Annotated in this window: 16 protein-coding genes; 13 read left to right on the forward strand and 3 right to left on the reverse strand. The window is 73.1% G+C overall.

Going from position 1 to position 16,579, the window contains the following annotated elements; genetic code table 11:
* Positions 1–21: 21 nt before the first annotated feature.
* Positions 22–1,167 carry a hypothetical protein gene (locus tag AB0G74_RS11275; protein ID WP_361143507.1) on the reverse strand — a complete coding sequence of 382 codons (1,146 nt, stop codon included), beginning with the start codon at positions 1,165–1,167 and terminating at the stop codon, positions 22–24.
* Between the two features lie 744 nt (positions 1,168–1,911).
* Here AB0G74_RS11275 and AB0G74_RS11280 point away from each other — a divergent pair.
* On the forward strand, positions 1,912–2,397 hold the full coding sequence (locus AB0G74_RS11280; protein WP_361143445.1) for a prevent-host-death family protein: 486 nt from the start codon (positions 1,912–1,914) through the stop codon (positions 2,395–2,397).
* Complete coding sequence (locus AB0G74_RS11285) at positions 2,394–2,744, forward strand: hypothetical protein (RefSeq protein ID WP_361143448.1); 351 nt, start codon at positions 2,394–2,396, stop codon at positions 2,742–2,744. Before AB0G74_RS11280 ends, AB0G74_RS11285 begins: the two co-directional genes overlap by 4 nt.
* Positions 2,745–2,827: 83 nt before the next feature.
* Here the strand turns inward: AB0G74_RS11285 and AB0G74_RS11290 are convergent, their stop codons facing one another.
* Positions 2,828–4,039, reverse strand: coding sequence for a pyridoxal phosphate-dependent aminotransferase (locus AB0G74_RS11290; protein ID WP_361143451.1), 1,212 nt, complete (start codon positions 4,037–4,039; stop codon positions 2,828–2,830).
* Between the two features lie 95 nt (positions 4,040–4,134).
* Between AB0G74_RS11290 and AB0G74_RS11295 the strand changes: the two genes are divergently transcribed.
* The 8 genes from AB0G74_RS11295 (at position 4,135) to AB0G74_RS11330 (ending at position 13,117) form a co-directional block, all read left to right on the forward strand.
* Positions 4,135–4,359: a hypothetical protein gene (locus AB0G74_RS11295; RefSeq protein ID WP_361143454.1), complete on the forward strand. Its 225-nt coding sequence runs from the start codon at positions 4,135–4,137 to the stop codon at positions 4,357–4,359.
* Positions 4,360–4,886: 527 nt separating this feature from the next.
* Positions 4,887–5,435, forward strand: a complete 549-nt coding sequence (locus AB0G74_RS11300) for a DUF2617 family protein (protein ID WP_358826208.1) — start codon at positions 4,887–4,889, stop codon at positions 5,433–5,435.
* 132 nt (positions 5,436–5,567) lie between these two features.
* Complete coding sequence (locus tag AB0G74_RS11305; RefSeq protein WP_361143458.1) at positions 5,568–7,226, forward strand: polyamine aminopropyltransferase; 1,659 nt, start codon at positions 5,568–5,570, stop codon at positions 7,224–7,226.
* A gap of 67 nt (positions 7,227–7,293) precedes the next feature.
* Positions 7,294–8,271 (forward strand): carbon monoxide dehydrogenase, encoded by a 978-nt coding sequence (locus tag AB0G74_RS11310; protein ID WP_361143461.1) that lies wholly within the window; start codon positions 7,294–7,296, stop codon positions 8,269–8,271.
* 65 nt (positions 8,272–8,336) lie between these two features.
* A complete protein-coding gene (locus tag AB0G74_RS11315) occupies positions 8,337–9,128 on the forward strand; it encodes an aldose 1-epimerase (RefSeq protein ID WP_361143510.1) in 792 nt (263 codons plus the stop codon).
* 263 nt (positions 9,129–9,391) lie between these two features.
* The gene (gene pyrE / locus AB0G74_RS11320) at positions 9,392–9,940 is read left to right on the forward strand and encodes an orotate phosphoribosyltransferase (protein ID WP_361143463.1); all 549 of its coding nucleotides are present in this window, start codon (positions 9,392–9,394) and stop codon (positions 9,938–9,940) included.
* 329 nt (positions 9,941–10,269) lie between these two features.
* Complete coding sequence (gene fbaA / locus AB0G74_RS11325; RefSeq protein WP_361143466.1) at positions 10,270–11,292, forward strand: class II fructose-bisphosphate aldolase; 1,023 nt, start codon at positions 10,270–10,272, stop codon at positions 11,290–11,292.
* A 238-nt stretch (positions 11,293–11,530) separates the two neighbouring features.
* On the forward strand, positions 11,531–13,117 hold the full coding sequence (locus AB0G74_RS11330) for an MFS transporter (RefSeq protein WP_361143469.1): 1,587 nt from the start codon (positions 11,531–11,533) through the stop codon (positions 13,115–13,117).
* 192 nt (positions 13,118–13,309) lie between these two features.
* On the opposite strand, the gene AB0G74_RS11335 is transcribed toward AB0G74_RS11330, so the two are convergent.
* On the reverse strand, positions 13,310–14,032 hold the full coding sequence (locus AB0G74_RS11335) for a hypothetical protein (protein ID WP_361143472.1): 723 nt from the start codon (positions 14,030–14,032) through the stop codon (positions 13,310–13,312).
* Positions 14,033–14,215: 183 nt separating this feature from the next.
* Here AB0G74_RS11335 and AB0G74_RS11340 point away from each other — a divergent pair, with 183 nt between their 5' ends.
* The 3 genes from AB0G74_RS11340 to AB0G74_RS11350 all read left to right on the forward strand — a co-directional run.
* The gene (locus tag AB0G74_RS11340) at positions 14,216–15,670 is read left to right on the forward strand and encodes a histidine kinase (RefSeq protein ID WP_361143474.1); all 1,455 of its coding nucleotides are present in this window, start codon (positions 14,216–14,218) and stop codon (positions 15,668–15,670) included.
* 10 nt (positions 15,671–15,680) lie between these two features.
* Entirely contained in the window at positions 15,681–16,373 is a 693-nt protein-coding gene (locus tag AB0G74_RS11345; protein ID WP_361143477.1) for a response regulator transcription factor, read from the forward strand.
* Positions 16,374–16,416: 43 nt separating this feature from the next.
* Positions 16,417–16,579: leucine zipper domain-containing protein (locus AB0G74_RS11350; RefSeq protein WP_361143512.1), on the forward strand; the 163-nt coding region annotated here is incomplete at its 3' end.

The following is a 16,579-nucleotide window of genomic DNA, read 5'->3' on the forward strand; positions in this document are numbered from 1 at the left end:
CCGCCCGGCGCCCCGCGCGCCTCAGAGCGCGATCGGCGACAGCGTCAGCAGATACGTCCCGTAGCCGAACGAGAGCCCGGCCAGGGCGGCGATCACCACGATCGCCGACCTCGGCCGGGCTTTCGTCAGTGCCAGCGCCAGCGGCAGCAGCAGCGGGAACGCGGGCAGCAGGAACCGCGGCTTGGACTCGAAGAAGCCGGAGCCGCCGACCGTGATCAGTACCAGGACCGCGGTGTACACCAGCAGGGCGGCGGGCGGCCTGCCCAGCACGAACAGCACGAACAGGACCACGGCGGCGAGGACGACCAGCAGCGCCGTGGTGAGCGGCAGTACGGCGGGCCGCAGCACGATGTCCCGGACGACGCGCGCCGAACCGGCGCCGAAGTCGAAGGTGGAGGTCCAGCCGCGCTGGACGGCGAAGTAGCCGCCGAGCGGATCACCGGTACGGAACCCCACCCACAGCACATAGCCGCACCAGCCGGCCGGGGCGAGCGCGGCGGCGGCCCAGAGCCGGGGATCGCGGCGATTCCCGGGCCGCCCGGATTCGGCTGTGTTTCCGGGGGTCCCGAGGGTGCCGGGGGTGCTGGGGGTCCCGGGGTTCCCGGACCGCTCCGGGAGCGTACGGCCCCGGGCACCGCCCCGGACGATCTCGTACCCGACGACCCAGAGCACCGCCGCGACCACGGCGATCCCGTTGGGCCGCGACAGACCCGCGAGAACCGCCAGGCCACCGGCCCACAACCAGCGGCGGGTCAGCAGCGCGTACAGCGTCCAGGCGGCGAAGGCGGTCAACAGGGGCTCGGTGTACGCCATCGTCAGCACCACCGAATGCGGCAGCAGCCCCCAGAGCAGTACCAGCAGCGTCGCCGCCCGGCGGCCGTACAGCCGCTCGCCCACCGCGTAGATCCCGCCCGCCGCGACCAGCGCCGCCGACCAGGAGACCAGCAGGCCCAGCGTGCCGCTCGTCACGTCCGGTACCAGCGCCGACAGCCCCCGTACCAGCGCCGGATAGAGCGGGAAGAAGGCCAGATCGCTCTGGACCGCGCCCGGCCAGTTCAGTACCCGGCCGTAGCCGTGCTCGGCGATCAGCATGTACCAGTCGGCGTCCCACGCCCGGCCGAGGATCGCCCTCGGCCGCCGCCCGATGTGCTCCGCCCAGCCGCCCATCAGCAGCAGCCCGGTCAGCCGCGCGACCGCGAACAGCCCGACGGCGGGCGCCGCGCGGCGCAGAAGCCGCGTGACGGCGTCCAGTTGACGGGGGTTGTGCCGGGTGGCGGGCGCCGCGGTCTCGTCGAAGGTGCTCTCGGCGGACAGGGGGACACCTCCGGGCGCGGTTCGTCTCTCCGGGACAACATGCGGTCCGCGCCGGAACAGTGCGAGCGTTGCTGCGGCGACACGCCCGTACGCCCCGCCCCCGCCACCCTTTCGGCGCAGCCGCCCCCTTTTGGCCCCGGGCCGCACCCGGCGACCTGATGTCGTTCGCGGTCTGCGGACCGGTGGGTGGCTGGTCGCGCAGTTCCGCCCCCTATGCCTTCGGCAATGGGGGGGACCCCCAGCGCCTTGGCCCTCCCGGGGCACCGCCCGTGCCGTCTGTCCTGCCGGGCTGGTGTGTCTCTCGCACCCGCGGCCCGGTGGGTGGCTGGTCGCGCAGTTCCCCGCGCCCCTAAATGCTCTCCCCGCCCCGTTCCTCGGGAAGGGTGCCCGCCTTCCTACGAGGGCGACGAGGAGGGCGACCAGGGGCGCGGGGAACTGCGCGACAAGCCGACCGCGGTCCGCGGGCGGCGGAACAGCTTCCGTGGCAGACGGGTCCCCGTACCGGTGGAGGGCCCCCTCAGCGGGAGGCGGAGGCGCGCGCATCGAGGTCTGACAGCAGCCCTTGAAATCAGATTGTGATCTGAGTAAGCTCTGATTATGTCTACCGTGCGTGTGACAGCCGAAACGGAATCCGTCTCCTTCACCGATCTCTCCCGCAACCCCAGAGGTGTCGCGGCCAGGGCTGCCGCCCTGGGGTCGCTTCGGGTCACTCATCGGGACGCTCCGGACATGGTGCTGACCACGGCGGTACGCGCGGAGGGCGCGGAGGAGAATCTGACCACCGCCTCGCGACTCTTCCTCGCCTTGATGAAGCAGGACGACGGTGCCAGGGCGCTCCTCCTCGCGCTGCCCGAGGTGTTCCCCTGGGCGCGGCACTTGGACGCGGAGGAGGTTCGGGCCTTCACCGTCGAGCTTCTCGGAGCGCTGTCGGACGCCGCCGAACTAGGGGCGGGAGAGGCTGTGCACCGCGCGATCGTCTCCTGGCGTGCCACGGCTCGCATCAACGCCGATCCCGAACAGGTCAGGGAAGCGCTGCGTCCGCTCGACGGTGATGATCTCGGTCAGGTCGAGGTGCGTGGGTGAGCCCGAAGAAAGGAGACCGAGTCAGCGTTCCGCCCCTCGACGGATGGAGTGTCGTCTTCGGGACCACGGAGGCGGTGACGGGCTGGGAGGAACTGTGCCGCGTGGCACTGCCGAGCGCGCATCGCTGTCTGGACGCGCTCCGAAGTGACCCCCTGACCCGGTCCAACTGGAATCGTCAGCATCAGTTGCGCGGCAGACACGCCACCAAAGCGTGGAAGGGATCCGACCTGGAGCAGTGGGAGTACGAGGTCACCAGCGGTGGCCGAGTGCGCTATCTGGTCAGTGTGGAGACTTCCACCGTGATCCTCGTCTACGCCTCTCCCCGGCATCCCAAAGACACCGAATGAGCTGCGGGGCGTGTCGCGGATCGGGTCCTCGGTCGGGTCCCGATCCCGCAACTCGGCAGTCGTTTCTCTGAGCGCTCCGGCGGCTAGACCGACCGCTTGAGGCGGTTCAACGCCTCTTCCAGCACACCCTCCCGCTTGCAGAAGGCGAAGCGGACGAAGGGTGCCCCGCGTGCCGGGTCGTCGTAGAAGACCGCGTTGGGGATCGCGACCACCCCCCGCCGGGCGGGCAGTTCGCGGCAGAACGTGAAGCCGTCCGTCTCGCCGAGCGGTCTGATGTCGGCGGTGACGAAGTAGGTGCCCGCCGGCCGGTGGACGCCGAAGCCCGCCTCCGCGAGTCCCGTCGTGAGGAGGTCGCGGCGGGCGCGCAGGGAGTCGCGGAGTTCGTCGTAGTAGGAGTCCGGCAGCCGCAGGGCCTCCGCGATCGCGTACTGGAAGGGGCCCGCGGAGACGTAGGTGAGGAACTGTTTCGTGGTGCGGACCGCGGTGATCAGGGGGGCCGTCGCGGTGATCCAGCCGACCTTCCAGCCGGTGAGGGAGAAGGTCTTGCCGGCGCTGGAGATGGTGACGGTCCGGTCGCGCATGCCGGGGAAGCCCGCGATGGGGTGGTGTTCGCCGTCGAAGACGAGGTGTTCGTAGACCTCGTCGGTGACCACGAGGAGGTCGCGTTCGACGGCGAGTTCGGCGATGGCGGCGAGTTCGGCGCGGTCGAGAACCGTACCGGTGGGGTTGTGGGGGGTGTTGAGGAGCAGGAGGCGGGTGCGGTCGGTGACGGCGGCCCGGAGTTCGTCGAGGTCGAGGTGGTACGTACCGTCGCGCGGCCGGAGGGTGACGGGGACCCGCCGTCCGCCCGCCATGGCGACGCAGGCGGCGTACGAGTCGTAGTAGGGCTCCAGGGCGATCACCTCGTCCCCGGGTTCGACCAGGGCGAGCAGAGCCGCGGCGATGGCCTCGGTGGCGCCCGCGGTGACCAGGACCTCGGTATCGGGGTCGTGGCGGAGGCCGTAGCGGCGGAGCTGGTGGTCGGCGATCGCCTGCCGCAGTTCGGGGACGCCGGGGCCCGGCGGGTACTGGTTGCCGCGGCCGTCGCGGATGGCGCGTACGGCCGCCTCGCGGACGGATTCGGGGCCGTCGGTGTCGGGGAAGCCCTGGCCCAGGTTGATCGCGCCGGTCTCGGCGGCCAGTGCCGACATCTCGGCGAAGATCGTGGTTCCGAAGCCCGCGAGGCCGCGGTTGAGGAGGGGGCGGGCCGCCGGGCCCGGCGCCGGTTCCGGTGTGGGTTCGTCCATGGTCGGCATGCGGTCATCCTGGGGCGAAGCTCTGGACTTGCTCAAGTCTGCTTTCACGCGCGACGGGGCGGGGCATCCCCCGGTTGAGGAGAAGCTCGGAAGGAATGGTGAACGTCGTGGGGGTAGTCCTGGTGGCCGGGGTCGTGGCCCTGGTGGTGGTGGGCTGGTTCGTGCGGATGGCCGTGCTCAAGCGGGGCAACACCCGCCCGGCCGGGCGTAAGGCCCGGTCGAACGGTGGCGACGGCGGCGGTGGCTGGCTCGGCAGCGGGGACTCAGGACACAGCTGTGGCGGCGGGGGCGGCTGCGGCGGTGGGGGCGGGGGCGACTGAGCCCGCGGGGGCCGGGTCGGGGGGCCCGGCCCGGGGGTTACGGATCCGGCTCGGGCCCGGCCCGGGGCCGGGGGCGTAGCGGACGACCGATCGACCAGGGGGACCTGACGGCGGAAGCGGCTGACACGGGGCAGCCGATCCGCGACCCGGAGGCACCTGGCGGGGGGAACGGCTCTCCCGCCAGGTGCCGAAGTCGTTCCGGCGGGGCGGGCGTTGGCGGCCGGGGATCCCGCCGGGCGGGCGGCGGGGTGCCGGAAGGTTACCGTCATTCGATACTACGTGCGGATTTTCTTGAACAGGTGAACCGCAGGGACACCCAGGGGATGGAAACCCCGCCAACTTGGGTAAAAACGCTGTGAGCCCCGCGTACTTCGTGATTCCGTTGACGCTGGAACCTGTTGGAACCGTCCAGCCTCCGGGCCGGCGCCCGGGCCCGATCAGGCGTGTCCCTTCCCTTCCGCCCCTGCCGCCCAGGGCGCCTTCAGGTCCCCATGACCACCGCCGAAGCGTGTTTGCGGAGCCCACCCATGCTCACGACCCTCCATACCGCCTACACCGATACCCGAGCCGATGACCTCGCCTGGGCACTCGGCCGGGAGCCCCTTCCCGCCCTCGCCGTGCTCGATCTCGAACTCGCCGGGGCCAAACTCCAGCTCAGGCTGCTCGGCGCCTCCCATCAGGTGCTGCTGGAGGAGGAGCAGGGCACCTGCTCCGAGACCGTGGCCTGTATGCCGGGCAGCAGAACCCCGCTCCCGCTGGGCGTCTCCGAGCGGCTGGGCGCCTGGGAGTACGAGTTCGCCGCCCGGGTCGAGACGCTCTCGGAGGGGTCGTTCGCCGGGCGCGCGCAAGAGCTGCTCGCCCTGGTCGCCGACCATCCGAACTCGCTCGCCGGAACGTTTCCCGGAGATCCGAACGCCTTTACGGCGATGATGGCCCAGCGGCTCGGCCGCCAGGTCCTCTGGCGTACCTGGCACGCCTATCCGCAGGAGGGCAGGCTCGTGGTGACCCGGACCCGGGTGGGTGTGCCGGTCCGGGGCGCGAAGGCGGCCTGCTGTCCGGAGCAGGTGCTGTTGTAGTCGCGGGCGGGTAGTCGCGGGCGCGTTTACCGGATGACCCGGGGGCGCGTACAGGGGGCGGACTGCGTTCGCACTACGGATCCACACGTGTGGGTGACAAACCGTAGGTGAATCGCGACGTAGCGTTACTGCATGGTGATCGACCGGCCCCCTCAACTGTCCCCGCCGCCACCGGCCGTGCTGCCGCTGCCGGTGCGTCCGGACGCGGGCCGGTTCCTGGTGCTGCTGGGCGTCTTCGTCTGCGCCGCCTGCGGATTGGTGTACGAGCTGGAGCTGGTGGCCCTCGCCTCCTATCTGATCGGCGATTCGGTCACCCAGGCGTCCGTCGTGCTCTCCCTGATGGTCTTCGCGATGGGCATCGGCTCCCTGCTCGCCAAGCGGCTCCGCTGCCGGGCGGCCGTCGGATTCGGGGTGCTGGAGCTGGCGCTCGCCCTGGTCGGCGGCTGTTCGGCGATGGTGTTGTACGCGAGCTTCGCCTGGCTCGGCGAGTCCCGGACGGTGCTGGTCGCCTTCTCCCTGGCGATCGGGGTGCTGATCGGCGCCGAGATCCCGCTGCTGATGTCCCTGATCCAGCGGATCTCCCGGCGGGACGCGGAGGGCACGGTCGCCGATCTGTTCGCCGCCGACTATGTGGGCGCGCTGGTCGGCGGGTTGGCGTTCCCGTTCCTGCTGCTGCCCTGGCTCGGCCAGCTCACCAGCGGACTGCTGACCGGCGCGGTCAACGCGCTGGTCGGCGGCGGTCTGGTGCTCTGGCTCTTCCGCCGGGATCTGACCGCCCGCTCCCGGGTCTGGCTACTGCTCGCCAACGCCCTGGTGCTCGCCCTGCTGGCGACGGCGACCGTGCTGGTCGGCGACTTCGAGGAGGCCGCCCGGCGGGCGCTCTACGGGGACCGGGTCCGGGTCGCCGTCCAGACCGGGGTCCAGGAGGTCGTCCTGACCGGTGACGGCTCCGGGCCGCCGGATCTCTTCCTCGACGGCAGGCTCCGGGTCAGCGGCCGGGACGAGTACCGCTATCACGAGGCGCTGGTCCATCCGGCGATGAACGGCAGACACCGCCGGGTGCTGATCCTCGGCGGCGGCGACGGGCTGGCCGCGCGGGAGGCGCTGCGCTATCCGGACGTGGAGTCGGTGACGATCGTGGAGCTGGACCCCTGGGTGGTCCGGCTGGCCCGGACGGATCAGGCGCTGGCGGCGCTCAACGACCATGCCTACGAGGACCCGAGGGTGCGGGTGGTCACGGCCGACGCGTTCGCCTGGTTGCGGGACCCCGGCAGCGGGGTGCCCGGGGCGTACGACGTGGTGCTGGCCGATCTGCCGGACCCGGCCGCCACGGAAGGCGGCAAGTTCTACTCCCAGGAGTTCTACGGCCTGGTCGCCGGGATCCTGGCGCCGAGGGGGCGGCTGGCGGTGCACGCGGGTCCGCTGGAGGGCCGTAGACGGGCCTACTGGACGGCGGACGCGACCCTGCGCGCCGCCGGTTACGGCACCAGCCCTTACCGGGTCGGGACCGGCGGGCCCGCCGTCGGCAGCGCCGGGAGCGGTGGGAGCGGTGGAAGCGGCGGGTTCAACGAGGACTACGAGTCGCTGGGCGCGGGATCGGCGCCGGACGACTGGGGGTTGCTGCTGGCCGCGCCCGGCGGCCGGGCGCCCCGGCTGGCTCTCGGCCCGGACGTGCCCGTACTGCGGTCGCTGACGGACGCGGATCTGCTGGCGGACGCCTGGGACGCGGAGCGGACCCGGCTGACCGGGCTGCCGCCGTCGACGCTCGTCCATCCGCGCTACACCGGCTGAGGCGGCCGGGCCCGGGGACCGCGAGCGGGCAGACGGCGGCCGGGCGCCGTGGGTAGGCTCGGTTGCCATGGAGCATGAGGTGTTCGTTCCGGTTCCGGCCGAGACCGTACGAGGGGTGCTCGGGGACCCCGTACGGGCGGCGCGCTGCGTTCCCGGCTTCCGGCCCGACGCGGAAGCCGACGGCGGCGGTGACGACGACGGCGACGGTGGTACGGATCAGGGGGCGGCGGCCGGGTCCGGGGGCGTCCCGGGGCGGCTGAAGATCCGGGTCGGCAGCCAGACCATCACCTACCGGGGCGTTCTGCGGATCGCCGGGCACGACGGCGAGTTCACGGTGGACGGCGACGGTACGGAGGCGCGGGGCGACGGGTCCGCCCGGATCGCGCTGACGGTGCGTACGACGGCGGTCGAGGGTGGCACGAATCTCGCGTTCGCCGGGACCGTGGCGCCGGAGGGGCGGCTGGCGGAGGCGTCGGACGCGGTGCGCGAATCGGCGGCGCGTCGTCTGCTGGACCGTTTCGCCGAGGCGGTCGCGGCGGAGTCGGCGGCCGGTGCGGTCGCCGGAGGCGGTGACGGCGGCGGCGGTGACGCCGGGGCCGGTGATGGTGGTGACGGTGCGCCGAACGCCGGGACGACGGAGGCCGGTTCGGACGACGGCGACGGCGATACGGTCGATGGTGATGTGGTCGACGGTGACGGCGTGAACGACCGCGACGATGACGGCACGGGCGGCGAGGAGCGGGCCGAGGGCGTGGCGTTCGAGGCGGTCGTACCGCCCGTACCGCCGCCGGGGCTCGCGGACGAGCTGACCGGTCCCGTCGGCGACGAGCCCGTGGCCGAGGCCGCGCACGCCCGGCGCACGATGATCGGCCGCAGCGCCGAGGAGGTCGACCACGCGCCGCCGCGCGGCAGATACGCGCCCCGCCCCGCGCCCGACGCGGGCCGGGCCGGGCCGCCCGCCCGCTGGCTGGTCCCCGCCGCCGCGGTGGCACTGGCCTCGGCGATCGCCGTCACCCGGGTACTGCGCCGCCGCCGGAGCGGGTGACCGGGCCCGGTCCCGGGCCCGTCGGCCGCCGGGCCGGTGACGGGTCCCGTTAGGGTCGAGGGGTGATCAGCAGTGATGAGGGTGTCCGGCTGCGCGCCGGTGATGTCGAGGTGGGGATCGCCCCGGAGCACGGCTGCCGGGTGACGAACCTGGTCATCGGGGGGACGGAGGTACTCCGCCAGGGCGAGCGGTACGGTTCGTTCCCCATGGTGCCCTGGTGCGGCCGGGTGGACCGGGGCCGGTTCCGTAACGGAGCCGTACAGCACCGGCTTCCGCTCAACGCCGACCCCCACGCCATCCACGGCACCGGCCGTGACACGGCCTGGCGGACCCGGCGGGCCGATGACACGGGCGCCGTCTTCACCTACGAGCTGGCCGACCCGTGGCCGTATCCGGGGCTCGTCACCCAGGTCTTCGAGCTGACGGAGTCGTCACTGACTACGACCATCGCCGTCGAGGCGCACGAGGACTCGTTCCCCGCGCAGGCCGGCTGGCATCCGTGGTTCCTGCGCCGGATCGGCGGCGTCGACGCGGAACTCTCCTTCACCCCCGCCTGGCAGGAGGAACGCGGCGCCGACCATCTGCCGACCGGCCACCGGATCGACCCGGAGCCGGGCCCGTGGGACGACTGCTTCGGGATGCCCGACGGGGTGGACGCCACCCTCACCTGGCCCGGTGTGCTGGAGCTGAACGTCACCAGCCGGGCGGAGTGGGTCGTGGTCTACGACGAGCAGCCGGAGGCGATCTGTGTGGAGCCGCAGTCCGGCCCGCCGAACGGGCTGAACACCCTGCCCCGCCTGGTCACCCCGATCGACCCGCTGGAGGTCTCGACGACCTGGTCGTGGCGCCGCCCGTGAGAGCGGTCCCGGCGGGCGGTCTAGGTCGTCTCTTTCGGATCAGGCTGGGATAGGGAGCGGGGTCTGGTGCCGTGGATCGCAAGGCGGAGGATTGAGCCACTGCGGTGGGGGTACCGCCCGCGCCGTTAGGCGCAGGGGGCCATTGGTGATTGACGACAACGCGGCGTGGGGGTACCGCCCGGGCCGCCAGGCCCAGGGGGAGCGCGGTGCCAGGGCACGCGAGCCCCAGCAAGATCCAAAAGAGACGGCCTAAGCTCGTGGGCATGACTGACGTACGCGCTGACCTGCTTCAGCAGATCAAGGACAAGGCCGTGGTGCACGGCAAGGTGACCCTCTCCTCGGGCATCGAGGCCGACTACTACGTGGATCTGCGGCGGATCACGCTCGACGGTGCCGCCGCTCCCCTGGTCGGGCGGGTCATGTCGGATCTCACGGCGGACCTCGACTTCGACTGCGTCGGCGGGCTGACCCTGGGCGCCGACCCGGTGGCGGCCTCGATCCTGCACGCGGCGGCGGCCGACGGGCGGCGGGTGGACGCCTTCGTGGTCCGCAAGGCGGCCAAGGCGCACGGGATGCAGCGCCGGGTGGAGGGCCCCGACATCAAGGGCCGCCGCTGCCTGGTCGTGGAGGACACGTCGACGACCGGTGGGTCTCCGCTGACGGCGGTCGAGGCCGTGCGCGAGGCCGGGGGCGAGGTCGTGGCGGTGGCGACGATCGTGGACCGGGCGACGGGCGCGGGCGAGAAGATCAGTACGACGGCCGGGGTGCCGTATCTGTACGCGTACTCCCTGGACGAGCTGGGTCTGGGCTGAGCCGTACGGCGTCGCGGCGGCCCGGGGGCCCGCTCAGGGGCGGCCGGTCGGTCGTTTCGGGCCGGTTCCGCACCGGCGGCGTACGGGGGACGTACCGGATTTTTCGCCCCCCTTTCCCGCCGGGCCCCGGACCGCTCCGGGCCCCGCCGCGGCGCGCCGCCGTGATCCGGACAGCCGTGTGACCTGCCCGGGGGACAGCTCGTACGTATGCCCGCAGACCGGGCGGCGGCCCTCTTCCGGAGTCTGCGAAGATAGGGGCCGACGATGACGTCGCCCCAAGGTCAGGGCCCGCACATACGCAGAACCGCAGACATCCAAGGAGCGGACAGATGCCCATCGCAACCCCCGAGGTCTACAACGAGATGCTCGACCGGGCGAAGGCAGGCAAGTTCGCCTACCCGGCCATCAACGTGACCTCCTCCCAGACCCTTCACGCGGCCCTGCGCGGCTTCGCGGAGGCCGAGAGCGACGGCATCGTCCAGATCTCCACCGGCGGTGCCGAGTTCCTGGGCGGCCAGCACAACAAGGACATGGTCACGGGCGCGGTCGCGCTCGCCGAGTTCGCGCACATCGTCGCCGCCAAGTACGACGTGAACATCGCGCTGCACACGGACCACTGCCCGAAGGACAAGCTGGACACGTACGTCCGTCCGCTGCTGGCGGTCTCCGCCGAGCGCGTCGCGGCCGGCCGGAACCCCCTCTTCCAGTCGCATATGTGGGACGGCTCCGCCGAGAACCTGGCCGACAACCTGGCCATCGCCGCCGAGCTGCTGCCGCAGGCCGTCGCCGCCAAGATCATCCTTGAGGTCGAGATCACCCCGACCGGCGGCGAGGAGGACGGCGTCACCCACGAGATCAACGACGAGCTGTACACCACGGTCGAGGACGCGCTGCGCACCGCCGAGGCGCTCGGCCTGGGCGAGCAGGGCCGCTACCTGCTGGCCGCCTCCTTCGGCAATGTCCACGGCGTCTACAAGCCGGGCAACGTCGTGCTCCGGCCCGAGCTGCTGAAGGACCTCCAGCAGGGCGTGGGCGAGAAGTACGGCAAGACGTCGCCGTTCGACTTCGTCTTCCACGGCGGCTCGGGCTCCACCGTCGAGGAGATCGCCACCGCGCTCGACAACGGTGTGGTGAAGATGAACCTCGACACGGACACGCAGTACGCGTTCACCCGGCCCGTCGCGGCGCACATGTTCCAGAACTACGACGGTGTGCTGAAGATCGACGGCGAGGTCGGCGACAAGAAGACGTACGACCCGCGGACCTGGGGCAAGCTCGCCGAGGCCGGTATGGCCCGGCGGGTGACCGAGGCGTGCGCGGCGCTGCGTTCGACGGGTACACGGATCAAGTAACCCGCACCGGCCGGACCCGCACCGGCCGACAGCGGATCTTGGCGGCGGATCTTGTTACGGGAAGGCCCGGCGCTCCTTCGGGGGCGCCGGGCCTTCCGGCGTGCCGGGGGTGTGGCCCGAGGGGCGTCGCCGCTGGTCAGAGGCGTAGTGGTGGGCTTCGGCGGGTGGGGTGGCGGGGGCGGTGCGCGGGTTTTCCACAGGGGTCGCGGGGCTCGCGGGGCGCTGGGATGATCCGGATATGGACGCGGAAGCGGGGGACGAGAAGGGCAAGGCCGCGGGCCGGGAAGGCCCGGGAGGGCCCGCGGCGGGCGGTGCGCCGGGCGGTGCGGGAGGCCCGGCGGCGGACGCCGCCGGGGGCGGGGTCCGGTTGTCGACGGCCGTGGGGCGGTGGGTCGTCCTGACGACGGTCCTGGGGTCGGGCATGGCCCTGCTGGACTCGACCGTGGTCAATGTCGCCCTGCCCCATATCGGTGACGACCTGGACACGGACCTGGCCGATCTCCAGTGGACCGTCAACGCCTACATGCTGACCCTGGCCGGGCTGATCCTGCTCGGCGGCGCGCTCGGCGACCGTTACGGGCGGCGGAAGGTCTTCGTCGTCGGGGTGGTCTGGTTCGCCCTGGGGTCGCTGCTCTGCGGGATCGCGCCCGACGCCGGGTTCCTGATCGCGGCCCGGGCGCTCCAGGGGATAGGCGGCGCGCTGCTCACACCCGGGTCGCTGGCGATCATCCAGGCGAGTTTCCATCCGGACGACCGGGCCCGGGCGGTGGGCCTCTGGTCGGGCTTCGGCGGTGTGGGCGCGGCGATCGGGCCGTTCGTCGGCGGCTGGCTGGTCGACGGGCCCGGCTGGCGGTGGATCTTCCTGATCAATGTGCCGCTCGCCGCGATCTGTGTGCCCGTCGCCCTGAGATACGTCCCCGAGACCCGTGACCCGGCGGCGCACACCGGGCGCTTCGACGTACTGGGCGCGGTGCTGGGCGCGGGGGCGCTGGCTCTGGTGACCTATGCGCTGATCGCCGCCGAGTGGTGGCCGGGGGTGCTCGGGGTGCTGGTCGCGGTGGTGTTCATCCGGGTGGAGCGGCGGGCGAAGGATCCGATGCTGCCGCTGACGATCTTCCGCTCGCGGATGTTCACCGTGGTCAATGTGGTGACGCTCTGTGTGTACGCGGCGTTCGGCGGCTTCTTCTTCCTGGCCGCGCTCCAGCTCCAGGTCGTCTCCGGCTATTCGGCGCTGGGTGCCGGGCTGGCGTTGCTGCCGACGACCCTGCTGATGCTGCTGTTCTCGGCGGCGTCGGGCGAGCTGGCGGAGCGGACGGGGCCACGGCTGCCGCTGACGGTGGGACCGTTGTTCTGCGCCGCCGGAATGCTGCTGATGCTCCGGGTGGGGCCGGACGCCTCCTATGTGGTGGATGTGCTTCCGGGGCTGATCGTCCTGGGGGTGGGGATGGTGGCCCTGGTCGCCCCGCTGACGGCGACGGTGCTCTCGTCGGTGCCGACGTCCCGGGCGGGTATCGCCAGCGGGGTCAACAACGCGGCGGCCCGGGCGGCGGGCCTGGTGGCGGTGGCGGCGCTGCCGCTGCTGGTCGGGATGGGCCCGGACGCGTACCGCTCGGCGACTCAGCTCGACCCGGCCTTCGACCGGGCGATGCTGGTCTGTGCGGCGGTGCTGGTGGTGGGCGCCCTGGTGGCGGCGGTCTGGATCCGCCGCCCGAAGGCCCCGTGCGCCCATCCGGAGTGCCGCGTCAATTGCGGGGTCGGGGCGCCCCCGCTGGAGACCGGCGGCACCCACGAGGCGAGACGGACCGAACCGGAGGGAGGGGGGTGAGGGGCCGGGGCGGGCCGGGTGCCGGAGTGTGCGAGGTTCGGGGCGGTGGTGTGGCGGGGGCGGCGTCCGACACCGGAGCGGGCTGAGCTGCCGGGCGGTGGTCGCGGGCCGGTCGTCGGGCGGTCGCGGCGGCGCCGGATGGTGACGGAGCCTCAGGGGTAGGCGACAGTGGCGCCCAGCCGTGACGGGGCGTCAGGGGCGGGTCGGGGCGGCGGTGGGGATCGGGGGGATTTCGGCGTGCCGGATCCGGTAGCCGCCCTCCGTCACCCGGGAGAAGGGGGCGGGCGCCTGGCAGGTGCCCGTACCGCCCAGCTGGCCGTCGGCGTCGGTACCGCCGTCGAGATTGACGACGCCCCAGCTGAAGCCGAGCCGTGCCGGGGCGCCGTGCTCGCCCTGCTGGAAGCTGATGCCGACGCGCTTGCCGACCCGTTCGGCGTTGGTCCGGCGGATGATCGCGGTGACGGTCGCCGTCTTCCCGCCCGTCGACACGCAGTCGATATCGGCGACCGCCCAGCCGGTTTCGCCGGTGTCGGGGTTGTAGTGGCTGTAGCGGAGCGTGCCCTCGCCGTCCGTCGGCATGCCGGTGGGCAGTCCGGGCAGCGGCTGGCTGTACGGGACGGACACGGCGTCCACCTCGAAGCGGATGGTGTCCTTGGGCCGGAGCGTGAAGTGGATCCGCCCCTTGCCCTTCACGCTCGCGGTGGGGCCCTTGCGGGAGGTGCCCCGGGCTTGGGAGGCGGCGGCGACTTCGGCTGCGACCCCGGTGGCGGTGGCGGTGGCGGCGGGCTTCGCGGCGTGGGCGGCGGGTGTGTCGGAGCCGTCGGCGGCCGTGGAGGCGCTGACCGTACCCGTGAGAAGGGCGGCGGTGGCGCAGGCGAGGGCGACGGTACGGGTGGAGGTGAGGTGCTTCCGCATGAGGTGACTCCCGTTGGTGGAGGGGCTGCCGTTCGATGTGAGAAGCCTCGCCCGCGACCGGTGTCCCGGCCCATCCGCCGATCGGCAGAGAGCCGGGCCGGGCGGGCCGGGGTGACTGTGCCGTTCGGGGGAGGCGGGTGGACTCGTAGGCTGAGCCCCACCGACGGGGGACGGAGGGGAACGATGACAGGTGCGGACGGGCCCTGGAACGCGCTGGTCGTGGCGCCGACCGTCGGCTGTGCGGGCACGATCGGCTGGGCCGCCGTCCGGTTGGCGGCGGACCGGTCGGCCGCGGCTCGGCGGCGGGCCGCCGGGGTCGGCGGGGCTGCCGGGGGAGGCGGTGAGGCGCGCGGGCTCGCGGCCGTACGGGCGGCGATCGCGCCCGCGACCGCCGGGTGCGCGGTGCTCTCCATGGTGGCGACATTCATCGTTCCGGCGGCTTCCGGGGACGAGGCCCGGTCCGCGTGGAGCCTGGCCGAGGCGGGGCTGCTGCTGGCGCTGATCGTGGCCGTGGTCCGGCTCGCGCCGCGCCGCCGGGCCGGGTACGCAGTCCCCCTCGCGGCCCTCGCGGTCTGCCTCTGGCCGGTGCCGTCCCTGACCGACGGTTCCTGGGCGGAGGTCGTGGCCGTGATGGTCTTCTGGCTGCTGCCGGTGGGCGGGGCCCTCGCGGTCGGCGGCTATCCGCGCCGGGCGGCGGCCCGGCGCCGGGCCGCGGTCGACACGGCCCGTAGGGAGCAGCGGCTGCGGCTCTCCCGGGATCTGCACGACTTCGTGGCGCACGACATCAGCGGCATCGTGGTGCAGGCACAGGCCGCCCGGTTCGTCGCCGAGTCGGACCCGGGGGCGGCGCTGCTCGCCCTGGAGCGGATCGAACGGGCCGGGCTCAACGCGCTGGCGTCCATGGACCGTACGGTCGCGATGCTTCACGACCGGTCCGCCGACGGTACGGGAGGCTCCGCCGACACCCCGCCGCCCGGCCCGGAGCTGCTGCCCCGGCTGGTCGCCGACTTCGGCACGGCGGGACCCGGCGAAGGCGGGAGTTCCGGGGAATCCGGGGGTGCTGGGGAATCCGGGGGCGCCGGGGGGTCGGCGGGCTCCGGGCGGCCCGGTGCGATGGAAGCCGTACTCGACGCCGACGAGGACGCGCTCGCCGCACTGGACCGGGAGGCGGGAGCGGCGGCGTACCGGGTCGTCGTGGAGGCGCTGACCAACATCCGGCGGCACGCGCCGGACGCGACCCGGGTGTCGGTACGCGTCCACCAGGTCCCGGCCGGGGTCGCGGTCTCCGTCACCGACGACGGTACGGGCGGCGGCCCCACGCGCTTCCGGCTGCCGCGCCGGTCCCGGGACGCGGGCGGACTCGGCCTGCCCGCCCTCACCGAACACGTCGCGGCGCTCGGCGGCACACTCACGGCGGGCCGGACGCCGGGGACGGCGGCGGGAGGAGGAGCGGCCGCGGGCTGGTGCGTGACGGCCGTGTTCCCCACCACCGCCGTCGCCGTCGCCGGCGCCAATGCCGCAGCCGACGCGGACGCCAATGCCGTTGCCGCCGAGGTTTCCGCCGCCGCCCCCGCCGTCCCCGCCGACCGGGCCGAGACCCGGAGCGCCGGCCTCCCGGCCCCGTACGCCCAGCCCTGAAAGGCCCGCCATGACGACCAGTGCCGCCACCGAACCGGCCGCCGACCGCACCGGCCCCACCCGGATCCTGCTCGCGGACGACCAGGACGACGTACGCAGCGGATTCCGGCTGATCCTCGGCTCCCAGCCGGACATGACGGTGGTCGGCGAGGCCGCCGACGGCCTCACCGCCGTCGCCCTGGCCCGGGAACTCCGCCCAGACCTGGTCGTCGCCGACATCCGGATGCCCGGCCTCGACGGCCTGGAGGTCACCCGCCGCCTCGCGGGCCCCGACGTCCCCGATCCCGTACGGGTCCTGATCGTCACCACCTTCGACCACGACGACCAGGTGCGTACGGCGCTGCGCGACGGCGCGTGCGGCTTCCTGCTGAAGCGGTCGGGCCCGGGGCTGCTGATCGAGGGGGTACGGGCGGCGATGTCGGGCGACGTCCTGATCAGCCCCCAACTGACGGCCGGCCTCCTCCGGCCCCCGGCCCCGGCCCCGTCCCCGCCCTCGTCACCCGCCGCGCGGGAGGACTCCCCGCTGACGGCCCGTGAGGCGGAGATCGTCCGCCTGGTCGCGGACGGACTGACGAACGCGGAGATCGGTACGGCGCTCTTCATCACCCCCGGCACGGTGAAGACGCACGTCGCGAACATCCAGGCCAAGCTGGCCGTCCGCAACCGCGTCGGCATCGCGGCCTGGCACTTCGACCGGGGCTAGGTGTATTGACCACGAGCGTTGTTGACGGTTCCGGGTCTTGATCATGGCGAAGACCTCCGGTGTGGTGGAGGTGTCTAGGCTCCACACCGCACACGGAGGTCTTCTTGTCCCTAATGCCCGTCTGACCGTTCACGGCAGGCGGATCCTGGTCGAGCGTGTTCTCGCGGGACGTCCGGTCGCGCATGTGGCGGCCGAGATGGGCATCT

It is taken from the genome of Streptomyces sp. NPDC020875 (assembly GCF_040641415.1).
Classification (GTDB): domain Bacteria; phylum Actinomycetota; class Actinomycetes; order Streptomycetales; family Streptomycetaceae; genus Streptomyces.